Source organism: Variovorax sp. GW821-FHT09D04 (assembly GCF_059416405.1).
The window spans coordinates 132,218-148,545 of record NZ_JBWKPA010000003.1 but is presented as its reverse complement, the minus strand read 5'-3'; the positions used below and the strand labels follow the sequence as shown (position 1 = coordinate 148,545).

The following is a 16,328-nucleotide window of genomic DNA, read 5'->3' as shown; positions in this document are numbered from 1 at the left end:
GCTACCCGCCTACCACTTGACTCGCACGCCGAGCGAGCCGTTGATCGAACTCTTCACCCTGGCATCGCCGCCCGAGGACCACAGCTTGCCGACTTCGCCGTACAGGCTGGTCGCCTGGCTGAGCGCGAGCGTGAAGCCGCCTGCGAGTTCGGTGCTGGTGCCGCCGGTCGGTGCCGCGATGTCGGTCGTGGTCGCGCCGTTCACGAAGCGTGCGATGTCGGTGCCGCTCGAGGTCTTGTAGATGTTGACGCGGCCGTAGGGCTGCAGCACGCCCAGGCCGGTGTCGATCTGGCCCTTGACCCGCACGCCCGCGCGGGCGATCCAGCCGCTGTCGGCTTGGGGCTGCGCGATGGCACCGACGATGGCCGAGTTGCGCAGGTCCATGTGGTGGTGGATCAGCTGCAGCTGCGGCTCGATGCGCCAGCCACTGCCGCCGATCGCGAAGGCCTGCCCCACTTCGATCGAGCCCAGCAAGCTGTTCCCCTTGCCGCCCACGCCCGCGCCCAGCATCGGCTCGACCGTGTAGCGGTGACGGCCCGACTGCACCACGGCATCGGCGTAGAAGCCGCTGTCGGCGGTGTAGGTGCCGTACACGCCGACGTACTGGCTGCGCAGGTCGTTGCGGCCCACCGCGAGGTTGCGGATGCCGCTGGCAAAGCCGCTCACGCGGGCATCGCCGTCGAGCTGGCCGAGGTACAGGCCGGCGCGCCAGTTCTGCGTGGCGAGCAGGTCGGTGCCGGCCTGGAAGCCGGTGAGGCGGCCCTTGCTGGTGGGAGAGACGGTGCCGCCCTGCTGGATGTCGATGTCGGTGGAGAGCACGCGGGCCCAGGCGCGGCGGTCAGAGCCCGTCGGCGTGCTCGCGGCGCCCTTCACATCGTCGTCGCCCACGCGCTTGCGCACATCGCCGAGCATCGCGAGGTTGCCCTGGCGCAGCTGGCCCGGCAGCGCGGCGTACAGCGCGGCTTCCGGGCGGTAGGTGACGACGGGCAGGCCCACCGGTTGACCCGGCGACACCGCGTCGGTGGTGGAGCGCAGGTACCAGCTCTCGCCCGCGCCCTTCGCATCGGCGGCATGCAGGCGGTACTCGTAGGCGCCTGCGTCGACATGGCCACCGGCCAGCGAGAAGGCGTCCTTCGTGGTCTGCGCGGTGGTGGTCGCGCCGTTCTGCGCGGTGATGACCTCGATGCCGTTGCCGCTCGTGAGTGCGCCCAGGCCACCGAGGTTGCCGATCTGCACCTGGGTCTTGCCGCTGGCGATGGCGGTGGGGCCATCGAGCACGAGGCGGTCGGAGGGGCCGGTGCCGTTGAGCGTCGTGCTCAGCTTGAGCACGCCGTTCGTGCCGACGTAAGCGCCCTTGACCGTGAGCGTGGTGCCTGCGGTCGTGCCGGCCAGGGACACGGTGCCGCTGTTCGTCAGCGACGCGACGGTCTGATTGAAGCCCGCGAGATCGAGCGTGGCGCCTGCGGCCACGCTGTGGGCTGAAGCGGCGCTCAGCGTGTTCGCCGCGCCGGCCTTCAACGTGCCCTGCGCCACGTTCGTCGCACCGGTGTAGGTGTTGGCGCCCGACAGCGTCAGCGTGCCTGTGCCCTGCTTGGTGATGAAGCCACCGCCGCTGATCGCACCGCTCAGCGTGCCGCTGAACGCACCGGTGTCGATGACCGGGTCGTTGTTGCCCGTGAGCTTGATCGTGTTGGCGATCGTCAGGCCGTCCGCGCTGAAGCCCAGCGTGGTGTCGTCGTCCATCGACAGCGTGCCGGTGCCCAGCGCCTGGCTGTGGCCCACGTTCAGGCGGCCCTGGCGCAGCGCCGTGCCGCCGGTGTGGGTGTTCTCGCCCGACAACGTGAGCGCGCCCGTGCCGACCTTGACGAGCGAGCCACCGACACCGGAGATCACGCCCGAGATTTCGGTGTCGGTGTTGAGAGCGCCCGTCGTCAGCGCCTTTGCGCCGAGCAGCACGCGGCCTGCCCCTTCGAGTGATCCGATGGTGATGCCTGGCGTGCCAAGGTTGGACAGGAAGACCGTGCCACCCGCCTTGTTCACCACGCTCGCCTGCGCGGCCGTTGCATTGTCGCGAATGTCCAGCACGCCGTCGCGCTCATTGACGATGGTCGCCTGCTCGGCGGAAGCGCCGCCCCAGAGGTAGGTCGTGCCACCAGCGAAGTTGGTGATGTGGGTCTTGCCTGCGTTGGCGTTGAACCAGACCATGACCTCGCCACCGCGGTTCTCGATGGTGGCATTGCCGGCCGTCGCGTTGCCACGGAAGTCGATCGAGCCGCCGGCATGCGCGGTCAAGGTCGCGTGGCCGGCCGAGGCGTTGTCCTGGAACTGGACGAAGCCGCCGTTGCCCGACTGGGCGGCGCCTGCCGTGATCTTTAGGCTTTCCGCATCCGCACTGCCGCTGAAGATCAAGGCCGCGCCACTGCTCACGCCCACCGGACCGGTGCCCACCGCGCCTGTCACGCCCACATTCAAGGTGCCGCCATCGACCTGCGTGCCGCCCTTGTAGCTGTTGGCCGCCGTGACCAGCAGTTCGCCGACCCCACTCTTGCGCAGGCTGCCCGCGCCGCTCATCGTGCCCGCGAAGCTGCCGCTGGCCACCTGGTCGAAGACCACCCGGGCGTCGTTGACGATGGCGCCGCGCAGGCTGGTGGTGTCGCCCTGCAGCGTGCCGGCGCGCACGAGCGTTCCGCCGGTGTAGGTGTTGGCGCCCTTCAGGATCAGCGTGCCCAGGTCGTCCTTCGTGAGGCCGCCCGCGCCGGTCAGCACCGACGCGATGGTGGCCTGCATCTGCGCCCCCGAGGCCGTGCCGTCGCCGACCTTGATGACGGTGTTGGCGTTGCCCAGCGTCAGCGCGTCGCCGGTGACGAGATAGCCGCTGGTGGAGAACTGCGCGCCATCGATGCTGATCGCGCCGCCCGTGTTGTCCACCCGGACCGTGCCGGCCGCGCCGCCGAACAGCGCGAACTGGTTCTGCTGCCAGCCGGTGTTGGTCTTGCCGTTGGCGCCGGTCCAGCTGTCGGACGGGTCGTTGAGGCCGGAGTGGCCGATGCGCCAGGTGCCGGAGCCGCCGCCGATCTTGCCGTCGTTGTACTGGGTGGCGTCGCCGCCCGCGCCGTCCCAGAAGCTGAGCGACACGCCCTTGCTGTTGATCAGGTTGATCTCGCCCAGCACCGACGACTGCAGGTGCAGGTCGCCGGCCGCCGTGCCCGCGGGCGCCGTGCCGATGTTCAAGCCGTTGTCGATCAGCGAGCCGGAGTAGCTGATCAGGCGGTACAGGCCGGGCCCGAAGGTGCCGCCGGCCGATTGCGCCACGTTGAGCGTGCCGTCGAGCACGAGGCCGCCGTTGACCTTGACGAGGTCGTTGAGCGGGCCGCCCGCCACGCCCGCCTGGCCCAACTCGTAGTTCAGGAAGGCGCCGGGGTCGAAGCGCAGCATGCCGGTGGTCAGCGTGCCGAGGTTGCTGCCCGGTGCGAGCGTCGCGCCGTTGGCGATGGTGACCTGGCCGGCGATGGTGCCGCCGCCGCTGAGCGTGGCGCCGCTCTTGACCAGCACCGTGCTCGCGCCCGTGGCGCTGTCGGTGGTGTTGTTTACGCGCAGCGTGCCGGCGTTGACCTCGGTCGCGCCGCTGTAGGTGCTGGCGCCCGTCAGTTCCAGCACGCCCACACCGTTCTTGGACAGTGTGCCGGTACCGCTGATGACGCCTGCGTAGCTCAGGCCGTCCGCGCGGTCGAAGACCAGGTCGCCGTCGTTGCTGATGTTCCCCGTGATGCTGCCGGTGGTGCCACCCGCACCGATCTGCAGGATGTTGCCGGCCACGACGGTGGTGATGCCCGTGAAGGTGTTGTCGCCGGTCAGGGTCAGCTTGCGCGCGCCCTTCTGCAGGAGGCTGCCGGAGCCGCTGATGTTGCCGGCGAAGGTGGTGTCGGCGCTGCGGTTGAACACCAGCGCGGCGTTGTTGGCAATGCTGCCGAGGATGCTGCCGCTGTCGCGGATCTCCAGGATGCCGCCGTTGAGGGTCGTGCCACCGGTGTAGGTGGCGTTGCCTGTGTAGACCAGCGTGCCCGCGCCGGTCTTCGTCACACTGCCGCTGCCGGTGATGTGGCCCGCGAAGGCCGCATCGTTCGATCGGTTGAAGACCAGTGCCGCGTTGTTGCTGACGTTGCCGGTGATGCTGCCGACGGTGCCGCCATTGCCGATCTGCAGGGTGCCGCCGTCGATGGTGGTGCCACCGGCGTGCGTGGCGCTGCCGGTGTAGACCAGCGTGCCCGTGCCGGTCTTCGTCACGCTGCCGACGCCGCTGATGTGGCCCGCGAAAGCGATGCCGTTGGCGCGGTTGAAGACCAGCGCCGCGTGGTTGGTGACGTCGCCGGTGATGCTGCCGTTGTTGCCGCCGCTGCCGATCTGCAAGGTGCCCGCGCTGACCGTCGTGCCGCCGGTGTAGGTGTTCGAGCCCGAGAGCGTCAAGGTGCCCGAGCCCTCCTTGACCAGCGAGCCCGTGCCGTCGATGCTGCCTGCAAACGTGGTACTGGCGTTGGCCGACCCGACGGTCAGGGTGGCGCTGCCCAGCTGAACGGCGCCTGCGGGGCCCGACAGGCTCGAGGCACGCAGGTTGAAGCTGCCCAGGTCCAGCACGCCGCCAAGCACGGTGTACGCCGTGTTCTGCGACAGGGCCGATGCGGCGCCGGAGCGCAGCGTGCCGCCGCGAACGGTGGTGCCGCCCTGGTAGGTGTTGCTGCCCGAGAGCGTGACCGTGCCGGTGCCCCATTTCGTCACGTCGCCCGAGCCGCTGATGGCGCCGGAGAAGGTGCTGCTGTCGGTGCGGTCAAAAGCCAGCGTGCCGTTGTTGACCACGTTGCCGATGAGGCTGCCGCCGTCGCCGATCTGCAGCGTCCCCGCGCTGATGGTCGTGCCGCCGGTGTAGGTGCTGGCGCCCGTCAGGGTCAGCGTGCCCGCCGTCGTTTTCACGAGCTGCCCCGTGCCGGTGATCGCGCCCGAGAACGCGCCGGACTCTACCGTCGTGGTCTGGGTCGGGCCGTTGCCGGTCCGGGTGTTCAGCGTTCCGGCGCCCTGCAGGTTGCGGAGGGTGACATTAGAGCCGTTCAGGTCGAGCGTGGCGCCGGTGTCCACCGTGGTGGAAGCCACGTTGGACAAGAAGAAACCAAGGAAAAAGACGTCTGCCGCCTGCAGCGTGCCGCCGGCCACGACGATCGCGGCATCCGAAGAGAGGCTGCCGCCGCCGCCGCCCACGCGGATGGTGCCGTTCTCAGTGACGCTGCCAAAGACGGCTGTCGCCCCGCCGTCCAAGTGCAGGTCGCCGCCGATGCCGAAGACCTGGCCACTGGCGGCGGCCACTGTACTGCGCTGACCGCCGGCGAAGCTCAGGCGATTGGTCAGGTCGAGGCTCGAGGTGGCGGTCAGCTTGCCGCCGTCGAGCGTGACCGTACCGGCGCCGAGCGCGCCGGCCGTGCCGATCTGCAGCGTGGTGCCTGTCTTGATCGTGGTTCCGCCGGCGTACGTGTTGGGACCGCCCAGCGCCAGCGTGCCGCCACCGTCGACCGTGAGGCTGCCGACGCCGGAGATGAAGCCGTTCATCGCCAACTGCGCGGGCGTCGCGCCGCTGCCGTCGACGGTGATCGCGAGATTGCCCGCGGGCAGGAATGTGCCGGCCAGCCTCCAGTTGCTGCCGCTGGCGGCGTGGATGCTCGAGAAGCCCTGGAACGCGTCGTCCTCGATGTTCGTACCCTCCAGGCGCAGCGTGTTGCCCGTGCCCTGGGCGACCACGCCACCGTTGAGCACCGAGCCCGCCTGGAGCGTGAGCGAGTTGTTGCTGCCGCCCAGCTGGAGCGAATTGGCGCGGGTCACCCCGTCGCCTGCGAGTCCACCGGAAATGATGCCGCTGTTGACGATGGTGAGATTGCTGCCGACGATGCCCGCGCCGCCCTGCGCATACGCACCCAGTTGCGTGCCGCCCTGCGCGCCGCCTTCACCGTTGCCGCCGGCACCGCCATAGACCGTCACGTTCGCAATCGGATGGGTCCCTCGGGCGGCCAGGCCCTTGCCGCCGTTGCCGCCCGCGATCGAGCCGGCGTTGGTGATCGTCACGCCGCCCACAGGCACCACCAGCACGCCTGCGCCGCCGCCGCCGCCAGTCCCCTTGAGGGACGAAGTGCCTGTGAACGCATCGCCGCCGTTGCCGCCATCGCCGCCGAGGAGCGCCCCCGTCGTCTTGACTTCGAACGATTGGGTGGCGAGCACACTGCCACCGCCGCCGCCGCCGCCTGCACCGCCAGGGTCTATTGAGCCGGCGTAGCCGCCGGTCCCCCCGTTGCCGCCACTACCGGCCTTGATCCAGCTGGTGACAGGCGCGGCGCCGGTCCGGGCGGAACCGCCGCCGCCGCCGCCACTGCCGTCGAGCCTGTCCGGGTTGTTGCCGCTCGACGCCGCAGCCCCGTTCGTTCCGTTGGCACCGAGGGCGCCCCCGGCGGCACCCGCGGCGGACTGATCGCCCTGCCCCCCGTGACCGCCTTCACCGGTCGTGCTGCTGCCCGCCGCGTACCCTGCGCCATAGCTGCCGTTGACAAGGAAACCCCCTCCGCCCCCATCGCCCCCCGCGAACGACGCCCCGGCCAGCATCAGCAGCGACGCCGCGCCCGCCGCCCGCGCCACGGCCCGGTGGCTCTTCTTGCCGCGGGCGTGGGTGTTCTCGGAAACAGCCACCCAGGCCCCCAACGACGGGTTCCAGAGGCTGCGATGTGCTTTGTTCATGGGGAGAAAACCTTGAGATGAGAGGCCGGATGCACCAGAAATGGGCAAATAGTCAGCAAACGTTTATTTTTGTAAATAATTTGTTTCTCACCCATCACCGAAACTAGTTATTCATGCACCCCGCTGTCTTGCTGGGTTTTCGGAAACTTCCGTACGTCCAGCAATCCGGCGCGACAATCCGCCGCATGGCTTCCGCACCCGACCTCCCTCCCCTCAACCGCCAGTTCGTCGCCCACTTCGGCGAGATGGGCAGCAAGTGGGGCATCAACCGCACCGTCGGCCAGATCTACGCGCTGATCTTCCTGTCGGAGCGCGCGCTCAATGCCGACGAGATCGCCGAGATGCTGGAGTTCTCGCGCTCCAACGTGAGCATGGGTTTGAAGGAGCTGCAGGCCTGGCGCCTCGTGCACCTGCGCCACCACGCGGGCGACCGGCGCGAGTATTTCGAGGCGCCGAAGGACGTGTGGGAAATCTTCCGCGTGCTGGCCGAGGAGCGCCGGCGCCGCGAGATCGAGCCCACGCTCTCGATGCTGCGCAACGCGCTGCTCGAATCGCCCACCAGCGACGCCGAGCGCCACGCGCAGGCCCGCATGCGCGAGATGCACGACCTGATCGACCGGCTGATGAAATGGTTCGACGACGTGCAGCGCCTGGCGCCCGAGACTGCGATGCAGCTCATGGGCATGGGCGCGACGGTGACGAAGGTGCTGACGCTCAAGGACCGCCTCACGGGCGGTGCGTCGAAGAAGAGCAAAGGCCCCGCGGGCGAAACCTGAGTCGCGCCGCGAGGCAGAGGGAACGGACGGGGCGCTACGCCCTCACAGCCGTTCCTGCCCCTGCGGGGTTTCCGGCGTGCCGAGCTTTTCCTTGCGGATGGCCTCGTCGTCCATCAGCTCATACCACATGGCGTTGAGCACGGCGAAGGCGGCGGCCAGCGGCAGGCCGAGGATCCAGGCGAAGTACCACATGTCTTTTTCCTTCCCGTTTCAGTAGGCGTGTCCGCTCTCGTCGCGGATGGCTTGTTCGTCGACCTTGCCCCACAGCACGTGGTAGACCCAGGTGGTGTAGGCCACGATGATCGGGATGAAGATCGCGGTGACCACCAGCATGATGAACAGCGTCAGGTGGCTCGACGACGAATCCCACACCGTGAGGCTGGCGCGCGGGTCGATCGACGAGGGCAGGATGAACGGGAACATCGACGCGCCCACGCTCAGGATGATGCCGGCTATGCCCAGCGCCGCGGCCAGCAGCGCGAATCCCGGCCGGCGCAGCACCAGCCCGAGCAGCGCGCCCAGCGTGCCGACGAAGCCTGCTGCCGGCGCGGCGATGGTCCAGGGGTGTGCCGCGTAGTTGCCCATCCAGGCACCGGCATGCAGCTCGACGGTCTTGAGCATCGGGTTCGACGGGCCCACCGCGTCGACCACGCTGCTGATGCGAAAGCCCCCGATGCCCATGGCCAGCCACACGCCGGCCAGCGCGTAGAACACGAGCGTGAGCACGGCCGCGACCATGCCGTAGCTGCGCGCACGCTCGGCCACCGGGCCGGCGGTCTTGAGCAGCAGCCAGGCCGCGCCGTGCATCACCAGCATCGCCACCGACACCAGCCCGCAAAGGATGGCGAAAGGGTTCAGCAGGCCGAAGAAGCTGCCGTCGTAGAAGATGTGCATGTCGGCGCCGAAGCGGAACGGCACGCCCTGCAGCACGTTGCCCACGGCCACGCCGCAGATCAGCGCGGGCACGAAGCCGCTGAAGAACAGCACGCCATCCCAGCGCGCGCGCCACTGCGGCGACTCGCGCTTGCTGCGGAACTTGAAGGCCACCGGCCGCAGGATCAGCGCCGACAGGATCACGAACATCGCCAGGTAGAAGCCCGAGAACGACACGGCGTACAGCTGCGGCCAGGCCGCAAAGACGGCGCCGCCGCCCAGGATGAGCCACACCTGGTTGCCCTCCCACACCGGGCCCACGCTGTTGATGACCACGCGCCGTTCGATGTCGTTGCGCGCGGCAAAGGGCAGCAGCATGCCGGCGCCCAGGTCGAAGCCGTCGGTCACCGCGAAGCCGACCAGCAGCACGCCGATCAGCAGCCACCAGATGAAGCGCAGGGTGTCGTAGTCGAGGAGTGTGTGGAGGATCATGCGGCGCTCCCGGTCGAGGCAGAAGAGGAAGACGTGGCGGCACGCGCCGGCGGAATGTGCGAGCGTGCATCGCCCTCGGTGGGCGCATGCTCGACCTCGGGCCCCTTGCGGATGGCCTTGAGCATCAGCTTCATCTCGATGATGAGCAGCGTCGTGTAGATCGCGATGAAGCCCGCGAGCGTGATCAGCAGTGTCGTCACGCCCAGGTTCGACACGGCCACCGCGGTCGGCAGCACGCCCTCGATCACCCAGGGCTGGCGGCCGAACTCCGCCACCAGCCAGCCGGATTCGATGGCGATCCACGGCAGCGGAATCGCCCACACCGCCACCTTGAGCAGCCAGCGGTGGCGGTCGAGCGCACGGCGCGCCGACAGCACGAAGAAGGTGCCCGTCAGCAGGATCAGCAACATGCCGATGCCCACCATCACGCGGAACAGCCAGAACAGCGGTGCCACCTGCGGCACGGTGTCCCATGCGGCCTTGGCGATTTGCTCGTCAGTGGCCTGGCGCGGGTCGTCCACGTAGCGCTTGAGCAGCAGCGCGTAGCCCATGTTGATGCCGTTGTCCTCGAAGTCGCCGCGCACTCCCTGCGTGACCTTGTCGGCGCCGCCGGCCTCGCGGATCTTCTGCAGCGCGTCGTAGGCCTTCAGGCCTTCGCGGATGCGGGCCTCGGCGCGCTTCACGAGCTCGTCGATGCCGGGCATCACGGTGTTGAGCGAGCGCGTTCCGATGAGGCCCATCACCGCCGGGATGTGGATCGCGTAGTGCGTCTCGCGCGCCTTCTGGTCGGGGAAGCCGATCACGGTGAAGGCGGCGGGCGCGGGCTGCGTCTCCCACATGCCTTCGATGGCGGCCAGCTTCATCTTCTGGTGTTCGCCCGAGAGGTAGCCGCTCTCGTCGCCGAGCACCGCCACCGACAGCGCGGCGGCCAGGCCGAACGACGCGGCCACGGTCATCGAGCGCTTGGCCAGTTCGATGTGGCGGCCCTTGAGCAGGTACCACGCCGACACGCCGAGCACGAACACCGCGGCGCACACATAGCCGGCCGACACGGTGTGCACGAACTTGGCCTGCGCCACGGGGTTGGTCAGCACGGCGGCGAAGTCGGTCACCTCCATGCGCATGGTCGCGGGGTTGAAGGCCGCGCCCACGGGGTTCTGCATCCAGCCGTTGGCGATGAGGATCCACAGCGCCGAGAAGTTGGAGCCGATGGCCACGGCCCAGGTGGCCGTGAGGTGGCCCACCTTCGAGAGCTTGTCCCAGCCGAAGAAGAACAGGCCCACGAAGGTCGCTTCCATGAAGAAGGCCATGAGCCCTTCGATGGCCAGCGGCGCGCCGAAGATGTCGCCGACGTAGTGGCTGTAGTAGCTCCAGTTCATGCCGAACTGGAACTCCATCACGATGCCGGTGGCCACGCCCATCGCGAAGTTGATGCCGAACAGCACGCCCCAGAACTTGGTCATGTCGCGCCAGATGACGCGCCCGGTCATCACGTAGACCGTCTCCATGATGGCCAGGATGATCGACAGTCCGAGCGTGAGCGGCACGAACAGGAAGTGGTACAGCGCCGTCACGGCGAACTGCAGGCGCGAGAGCGCGACGATGTCAAGGTCCATGGGGGCTTCCTTTATGTGTTCTCTGTTCGTTCGTTGCTCGGTCGGTCAACTCATCAATCGGGGCGCAGGCCGCGCAGCGCAGCCTCGAAGGCCTCCGTGCCACGGCGCAGGTCGGCGACGATGCGACCCTGCACCATGCACACGAGGCGGTCGGCCAGCGCGGCTTCGCGGCGCAGGTGCGTGGCGATCAGCAGCGTGCGCGGGCCGGCCTCTTGCGCCAGGCGCTGCAGCACGTCGTGCGCGGTGGCGGCGTCGAGCGCCTCGGTCGGTTCGTCGAGCAGCCACAGAGGCACCGGGCGCAGCAGCAGCCGCGCGAGTGCGAGCCGGCGCGACTGCCCGCCCGAGAGGCCGAGGCCGCCTTCGCCCAGGCGCGTGTTGAGGCCGGTGACCAGCGCGCGCACATCGGCATCGAGGCCGGCGGCGTGCAGCACGGCCCACAGGCGCTCGTCGCTCGCTTGCGGATCGGCCAGGCGCAGGTTGTCGCGCAGGCTGTCCTGGAAGAGTTCGGTGCGCTGGGTCAGCAGGCAGGCCGGTTGCGCCTGCACCTGGCCGGCGCGTGGCGTAAGGTCGCCGGCGATCACGGAAAGCAGCGTGGACTTGCCCGCGCCGCTGGCGCCGACCAGTGCGACGCGCTCGCCCGCGTTCAGGTGCAGCGACACGCCGCCGAGCACTTCGACGAGGCTGCCGGGGTGCATGACGGTGAGCTGGTCGACCCGCACCGCCGCCGTCTGCGCGGTGCGAGCGGGGCGCGCGCCCTCTTCCACCGACGGGTCCAGTCGCGGTGCCAGCCGGCGCACGGCCAGCCAGGTGCGTCCGGCATCGAGCGCGCCGCGCCGCAGTGCCGCGAAGGGTTCGGTGGCGGTGAGTGCGATCAACAGTGCGAGCGCCGCGCCGGGGGCGCCGATGACGCCTTCGCTCACCAACGCGCCCACGGCCAGCAACACACCGACCAGCGTCAGCGTGCCCGCGCTGCCGTAGGCGAAACCGGCGGCGGCTTCGAGCTTGTTCAGCGCGAGGTCGGCCTGCGCGAGGTGCGCGTCGGCATTCATGAGCGCGGCGCGCTGGGCATCGAGCCGGCCCGCCATCGCGAGATCCGCCTGGCCCGCGACCAGGTCGACAGCCCGCGCGCGCAGCGCCTCCACGGCATGGGCGCGCTGCCGCGCCGGTTGCCGCGCACGCCGCGCGATGAGGTACGCCAGCCCCCAGCCGATGGCGCAGAGCCAGAGCGCGATCGCCACGCCCATCCCCACATGCATGAAGCCGAGCACGATGCCCGCCAGCAGCGCCGCGCCCAATGCTGCGGCGGCGGGCACGAACAGGCGCAGGTAGAGCGACTCGAGCGCGTCGATGTCGGAGGTGAGCCGGAACAGCAGCCGCGCCGGCCGCATCAGCAGGTCGCGCGCAGCCTCGGGGCGTGCCCAGCCGCGGAACAGCCGCACGCGCAGCTCGGCGAGCACGGCGAAGGTGGCGTCGTGCGTGACCAGCCGCTCGCCGTAGCGCGACCCCGTGCGCCCGAGCGCCAGCAGCCGGATGCCAGCCGAGGGCATGAAGACATCGAAGGTGAAGGCCGTGGCCGCATGCAGGCCCGCGAGTGCGGTCGCGGTGATGAACCAGCCCGACAGGCCCAGCAGCGCCATGCCCGCGAGCACGGTGACAGCGGCCAGCAGGCAGCCCAGCAGCAAGGCGCGCGGCTGGGTCGCGAGGAAGGGACGCAGCACGAGGCGCAGGTCGCGCCAGCGAGGCGAAAGGGTGGCGTGGCGGCTCATGCGGCCTTCTCCACCAGCGGCTCGGGACCGAGGCTCACCGTGCGGTCCATGCGCGCGGCCAGCACCGGGTCGTGGGTCGAGACGACCAGCGTCCGGCCGCGGGCGAGCGCCACCAGCGCGTCGGCGACGCGCGCGGCGGTGGCGGTGTCCAGGTGGGCTGTGGGTTCGTCGGCCAGGATCAGGTCGGCATGCGGATGCACCGCGACGCGCGCCAGCGCCAGCCGCACGGCCTCGCCGCCCGACAGGCCGCTGCCGCCCTCGCCCAGCGCGGTGCCGGGGTGGGCCTGCGCCACGTCGTCGAGCGCCGCGAAACGCATCGCCTCGGCCACCTCGGGCGCACCGATGTCGGCACGGCCCAGCGCCACGTTGGCTTCGACCGATCCGGCGAAGACGTGGGGCTTCTGCCCCATCCACGCCGTCCGCTGGCGCAATGCAGCGGCCGTGTGCTCGGTCAGTGGCACGCCGCCGATGGCGATCTCGCCGCGCGTGGCCGGCATCAGTCCCGCCAGCAGCGAGAGCAGCGCGGTCTTGCCCGATCCGCTCGGGCCGGCCAACGCGACATGCTCGCCGGCGCCGATGCGCAATTCATACCCGTCGAAGAGCGGCGTCGACTCGCCGGGCCAGGAGAAATGCAGCCCGTGGACCGTCACCGCCGGCGCGGCCCCTGCCCCAGCGACGCCAGTCGCTGCGCGCGTGACCGCGACGCCCGCGCCGGGCAACGGCAGCGCGCCGCCTTGCAGGTCGTCGAGCGCCTGCAGCGCCGCCTCGCCGGCCGCGCGGTCGTGCCAGACCGCCGACAGCTCGCGCAGCGGCTCGAAGAAGGCCGGCGCCAGCAACAGCACGAACAGGCCTTCGCCCAGGCTGAGCTGCTGGCCCCAGGCGCCGAAGCCGAGCGAGCCCAGCAGATGGAAACCGATGTAGACCGCGACCAGCGCCACGCCCAGAGCGGAGAACAGCTCCAGCACGGCCGACGACAGGAACGCGATGCGCAGCACCGCCATCGTGCGCTGGCGCAGCGACTGGGCGGAGGCGCCGAGCCGGTCGGCCGTGGCGTCGACCGCGTCGAGCGCGCGCAGCGTGGCCAGGCCGCGCAGGCGGTCGAGCAGGAAGGCGTTCATGCCGCCCATCTCGACCATCTGCGCCTCGCTGGCCGCCTTGGCGCGCCAGCCGACGATGGCCATGAAGATCGGAATCAGCGGCGCCGCCACCAGCAGCACCAGCGCCGCGGCCCACGAGAACCAGGCCACTGCCGCGAGCAGGAAGAGCGGCACCACCGTCGCGCGCCAGCGCGCGGGTTGGTAGCGCACGAGGTACGGCACCAGCGCCTCGGCCTGTTCGGCGAGCACGCTGGCCGCAAGACCGGAGGGTGCGCGTTCGCGGTCGAGCGGCGAACCGGCCGCCAACGCGGCTGCGGTCTGCGCGCGCAAGGCCGTCAATTGCGCCCGCGCGCGCCCGAAGGTGCGGCGCACGCCCCAGGCTTCGCAGCCTGCGCGCAGCAGGCCGAGCAAGAGGATGCCCACCGCCGGCCACAGCACGGCGGCCATGCCCTCGCCGTTGGCCAGACCCTGGACCGCCATCGCCAGCAGCGCCGCCTGCGGCAACCAAGCGAGCGCCGCGACGCCTTGCACCACGCTGCCGATGTCGGGCGACGTGAAAGCCTTCAACGGCGATCGTGGCGGCGATGGTTCTGTCATTCCTTGAGTTTGTGTATTTTCAGTATTTACTGAAAGATTCACAATCATACACAACAGGGGCAGTTCGCGCAGACTGCCCGCTCTGAAGCCCGAAGGCAACAGATTTGCAAAGGAATGGGAAGAAAAAGGGCCGCACCGCAGCGGGTGCGGCGCCTTTCAGTACGACACGATGAGGCCGCTGACGAGCAATGCGGCAAAAAGTGTGCAGACGCTGCGCAGCGACGCCGGCCGGGCTTCGACCCCGCGGTACAGCAGCACCGCCGCGCCCACCGACAGCCCGAAGGTCGCGACCATGCCCAGCAGGTCGACCCACGGCCCGTGCGGCCCCAGGCCCGCCACCAGCGCGTTCACGGCGAGCAGCACCGGGAAATGGATCAGGAACAGCGAGTACGAAATGCGCCCCAACTGCTGCAACGGCACGGCCGCCGCGGGCCAGTGGGCGGGCGACAGCCACTGCCGGCGCTGCGCCACCGCGATCAACAGCGCGGTCACCAGCGCAATGGCGATGCGGCTGCGCCAGTCGATGGCAAGCGCGCCCGCCCCCACCAGCGCCAGCAGCGCGACGGCGCTGCACCAGGTGCTGGTGCGCGTGGCGCGGCCGACCCAGAAGGCCAGCATGCCGAGCCCGTAGGCGCCGAAGAAATAGAACGCCGTTTCGTCCAGCCGCGCCTGCCGGTTGAACAGCGCGAGCGACGCCACGGCCACGATGAACACCAACGCCACCGGCGCCCAGCGCGCGGCCGAAGTGGGTTGTCGCAGCACGGCGGGCAGCCCGACCAGCGCGAGCGCCAGTGCGAACAGCTGGAAGTCGATGGCCACGTACCAGACACCGGTCGACAGCGACTCGTAGTTCAGCAGGTCCTGCAGCAGCAGCCCGTGCGCCAGCAGCTGACCGAGGCTCGGCTCGGCCGGCACCACCTCTTCACCCAGCCATGGCCGCGCCACCTCGGCCACCAGCACGCAGACCGTGAGCGCCGCCAGGTACGGCATGACCAGCCGGCCATAGCGCTGGAAGATCCGCGAGAGCGGCCGGTCCACGCGCAGCACGCCGTCGGGCGCCAGGCTCGCCGTGGCCAGGAAGCCCGCGATCACGAGAAAGACCTGCACCGCGAGCCGGCCGTCGTTCGCCAGCCAGCCGAAGAAGTCGGGCGCCAGCACCTGCGCGCCGGCCGGCATCGGGCCGTAGCGCGCGAGGTGGTGCCCCACGATCAGCGCACAGGCCAGGCCCTTGACCACGTCGAGCAGCGGCATGCGCCCCTGCCGCGCGGGCACAGCCCCGCCGCCACCGCTCGCAGCGGAGGTCAATGCCGGTGCGTGCGAACCGTTCAAAGTGCCAATCGCTGTCGTGCTTCCTGGTATTCGCGCTTGAGCTTCTCGATGAAGGCGCCTGCGCTCGCCACTTCGGTGATGGCGCCGATGCCCTGGCCCGAGCCCCAGATGTCTTTCCAGGCCTTGGCCTTGCTGCCTTCGCCGCCGCCGAAGTTCATGGTCGTCACGTCGCCTTCGGGCAGGTTGGCCGGGTCCATGCCGGCCTTGACGATGCTGGGCGCCAGGTAGTTGCCGTGCACGCCGGTGAACAGGCTCGAGTAGACGATGTCGTCCGAGTTGCCGTCCACGATGGCCTGCTTGTACTCCTCGCTCGCACGCGCTTCTTCGGTCGCGATGAAGGCGGTGCCGATGTAGGCGAAGTCGGCGCCCATGGCCTGCGCCGCGAGCACCGCACCGCCGGAGGCGATGGAGCCCGACAGCGCGATCGGGCCGTCGAACCACTGACGGATCTCCTGCACCAGCGCGAACGGGCTCTTCACGCCCGCATGGCCGCCGGCACCGGCCGCCACAGCGATGATGCCGTCGGCGCCCTTCTCGATCGCCTTCTGCGCGAACTTGTTGTTGATGATGTCGTGCAAGGTCACGCCGCCGTAGCTGTGCACCGCGTCGTTCACGTCGGTGCGCGCGCCCAGCGAGGTGATCACGATCGGCACCTTGTACTTCACGACCATCTCCATGTCGTGCTCCAGGCGGTCATTGCTCTTGTGCACGATCTGGTTGATGGCAAACGGCGCGGCCGGCTTGTCCGGGTTGGCCTTGTTGTAGGCCGCCAGCTCCTCGGTGATCTCGATCAGCCACTCTTCGAGCTGGGCGGCCGGGCGGGCGTTGAGCGCCGGCATCGAGCCGACCACGCCGGCCTTGCATTGCGCGATCACGAGCTTGGGGTTGCTGATGATGAACAGCGGCGAGCCGATGATCGGCAGCGGGAGGTTCGCGAGAACAGAAGGCAGCTTGGACATGTCGTCTCCGGGAAGGGGTTCGGTTTTATAAGAGCAAGGGGCCGCTGCCGCCCGTCAG

At 69.8% G+C, this 16,328-nt stretch carries 9 protein-coding genes; 1 reads left to right on the top strand and 8 read right to left on the bottom strand.

Annotated features, from left to right (window positions below; all coding sequences use genetic code 11):
• Positions 1–9 precede the first annotated feature (9 nt).
• Positions 10–6,765: an autotransporter-associated beta strand repeat-containing protein gene (locus AC07O4_RS11020; RefSeq protein ID WP_495304534.1), complete on the bottom strand. Its 6,756-nt coding sequence runs from the start codon at positions 6,763–6,765 to the stop codon at positions 10–12.
• 185 nt (positions 6,766–6,950) lie between these two features.
• On the opposite strand from AC07O4_RS11020, the gene AC07O4_RS11015 reads away from it, so the two are divergent.
• Entirely contained in the window at positions 6,951–7,541 is a 591-nt protein-coding gene (locus tag AC07O4_RS11015; RefSeq protein ID WP_139703802.1) for a GbsR/MarR family transcriptional regulator, read from the top strand.
• A 42-nt stretch (positions 7,542–7,583) separates the two neighbouring features.
• Here AC07O4_RS11015 and cydX read toward each other — a convergent pair whose 3' ends face one another.
• The 7 genes from cydX to AC07O4_RS10980 all read right to left on the bottom strand — a co-directional run bounded on the left by cydX (position 7,584) and on the right by AC07O4_RS10980 (position 16,270).
• Positions 7,584–7,733: a cytochrome bd-I oxidase subunit CydX gene (gene cydX / locus AC07O4_RS11010; RefSeq protein ID WP_062475789.1), complete on the bottom strand. Its 150-nt coding sequence runs from the start codon at positions 7,731–7,733 to the stop codon at positions 7,584–7,586.
• Positions 7,734–7,751: 18 nt separating this feature from the next.
• Positions 7,752–8,906 carry a cytochrome d ubiquinol oxidase subunit II gene (cydB, locus tag AC07O4_RS11005; protein WP_159277448.1) on the bottom strand — a complete coding sequence of 385 codons (1,155 nt, stop codon included), beginning with the start codon at positions 8,904–8,906 and terminating at the stop codon, positions 7,752–7,754.
• Positions 8,903–10,522 (bottom strand): cytochrome ubiquinol oxidase subunit I, encoded by a 1,620-nt coding sequence (locus AC07O4_RS11000; RefSeq protein WP_095947372.1) that lies wholly within the window; start codon positions 10,520–10,522, stop codon positions 8,903–8,905. Before AC07O4_RS11000 ends, cydB begins: the two co-directional genes overlap by 4 nt.
• Positions 10,523–10,575: 53 nt before the next feature.
• Complete coding sequence (gene cydC, locus AC07O4_RS10995) at positions 10,576–12,288, bottom strand: thiol reductant ABC exporter subunit CydC (protein WP_495304533.1); 1,713 nt, start codon at positions 12,286–12,288, stop codon at positions 10,576–10,578.
• Positions 12,285–13,982 carry a thiol reductant ABC exporter subunit CydD gene (gene cydD, locus AC07O4_RS10990; protein WP_495304532.1) on the bottom strand — a complete coding sequence of 566 codons (1,698 nt, stop codon included), beginning with the start codon at positions 13,980–13,982 and terminating at the stop codon, positions 12,285–12,287. Before cydD ends, cydC begins: the two co-directional genes overlap by 4 nt.
• A 156-nt stretch (positions 13,983–14,138) precedes the next feature.
• Complete coding sequence (locus tag AC07O4_RS10985) at positions 14,139–15,233, bottom strand: acyltransferase family protein (protein WP_062482677.1); 1,095 nt, start codon at positions 15,231–15,233, stop codon at positions 14,139–14,141.
• Positions 15,234–15,307: 74 nt separating this feature from the next.
• The gene (locus AC07O4_RS10980; RefSeq protein WP_062482679.1) at positions 15,308–16,270 is read right to left on the bottom strand and encodes an NAD(P)H-dependent flavin oxidoreductase; all 963 of its coding nucleotides are present in this window, start codon (positions 16,268–16,270) and stop codon (positions 15,308–15,310) included.
• Between the last annotated feature and the right edge of the window lie 58 nt (positions 16,271–16,328).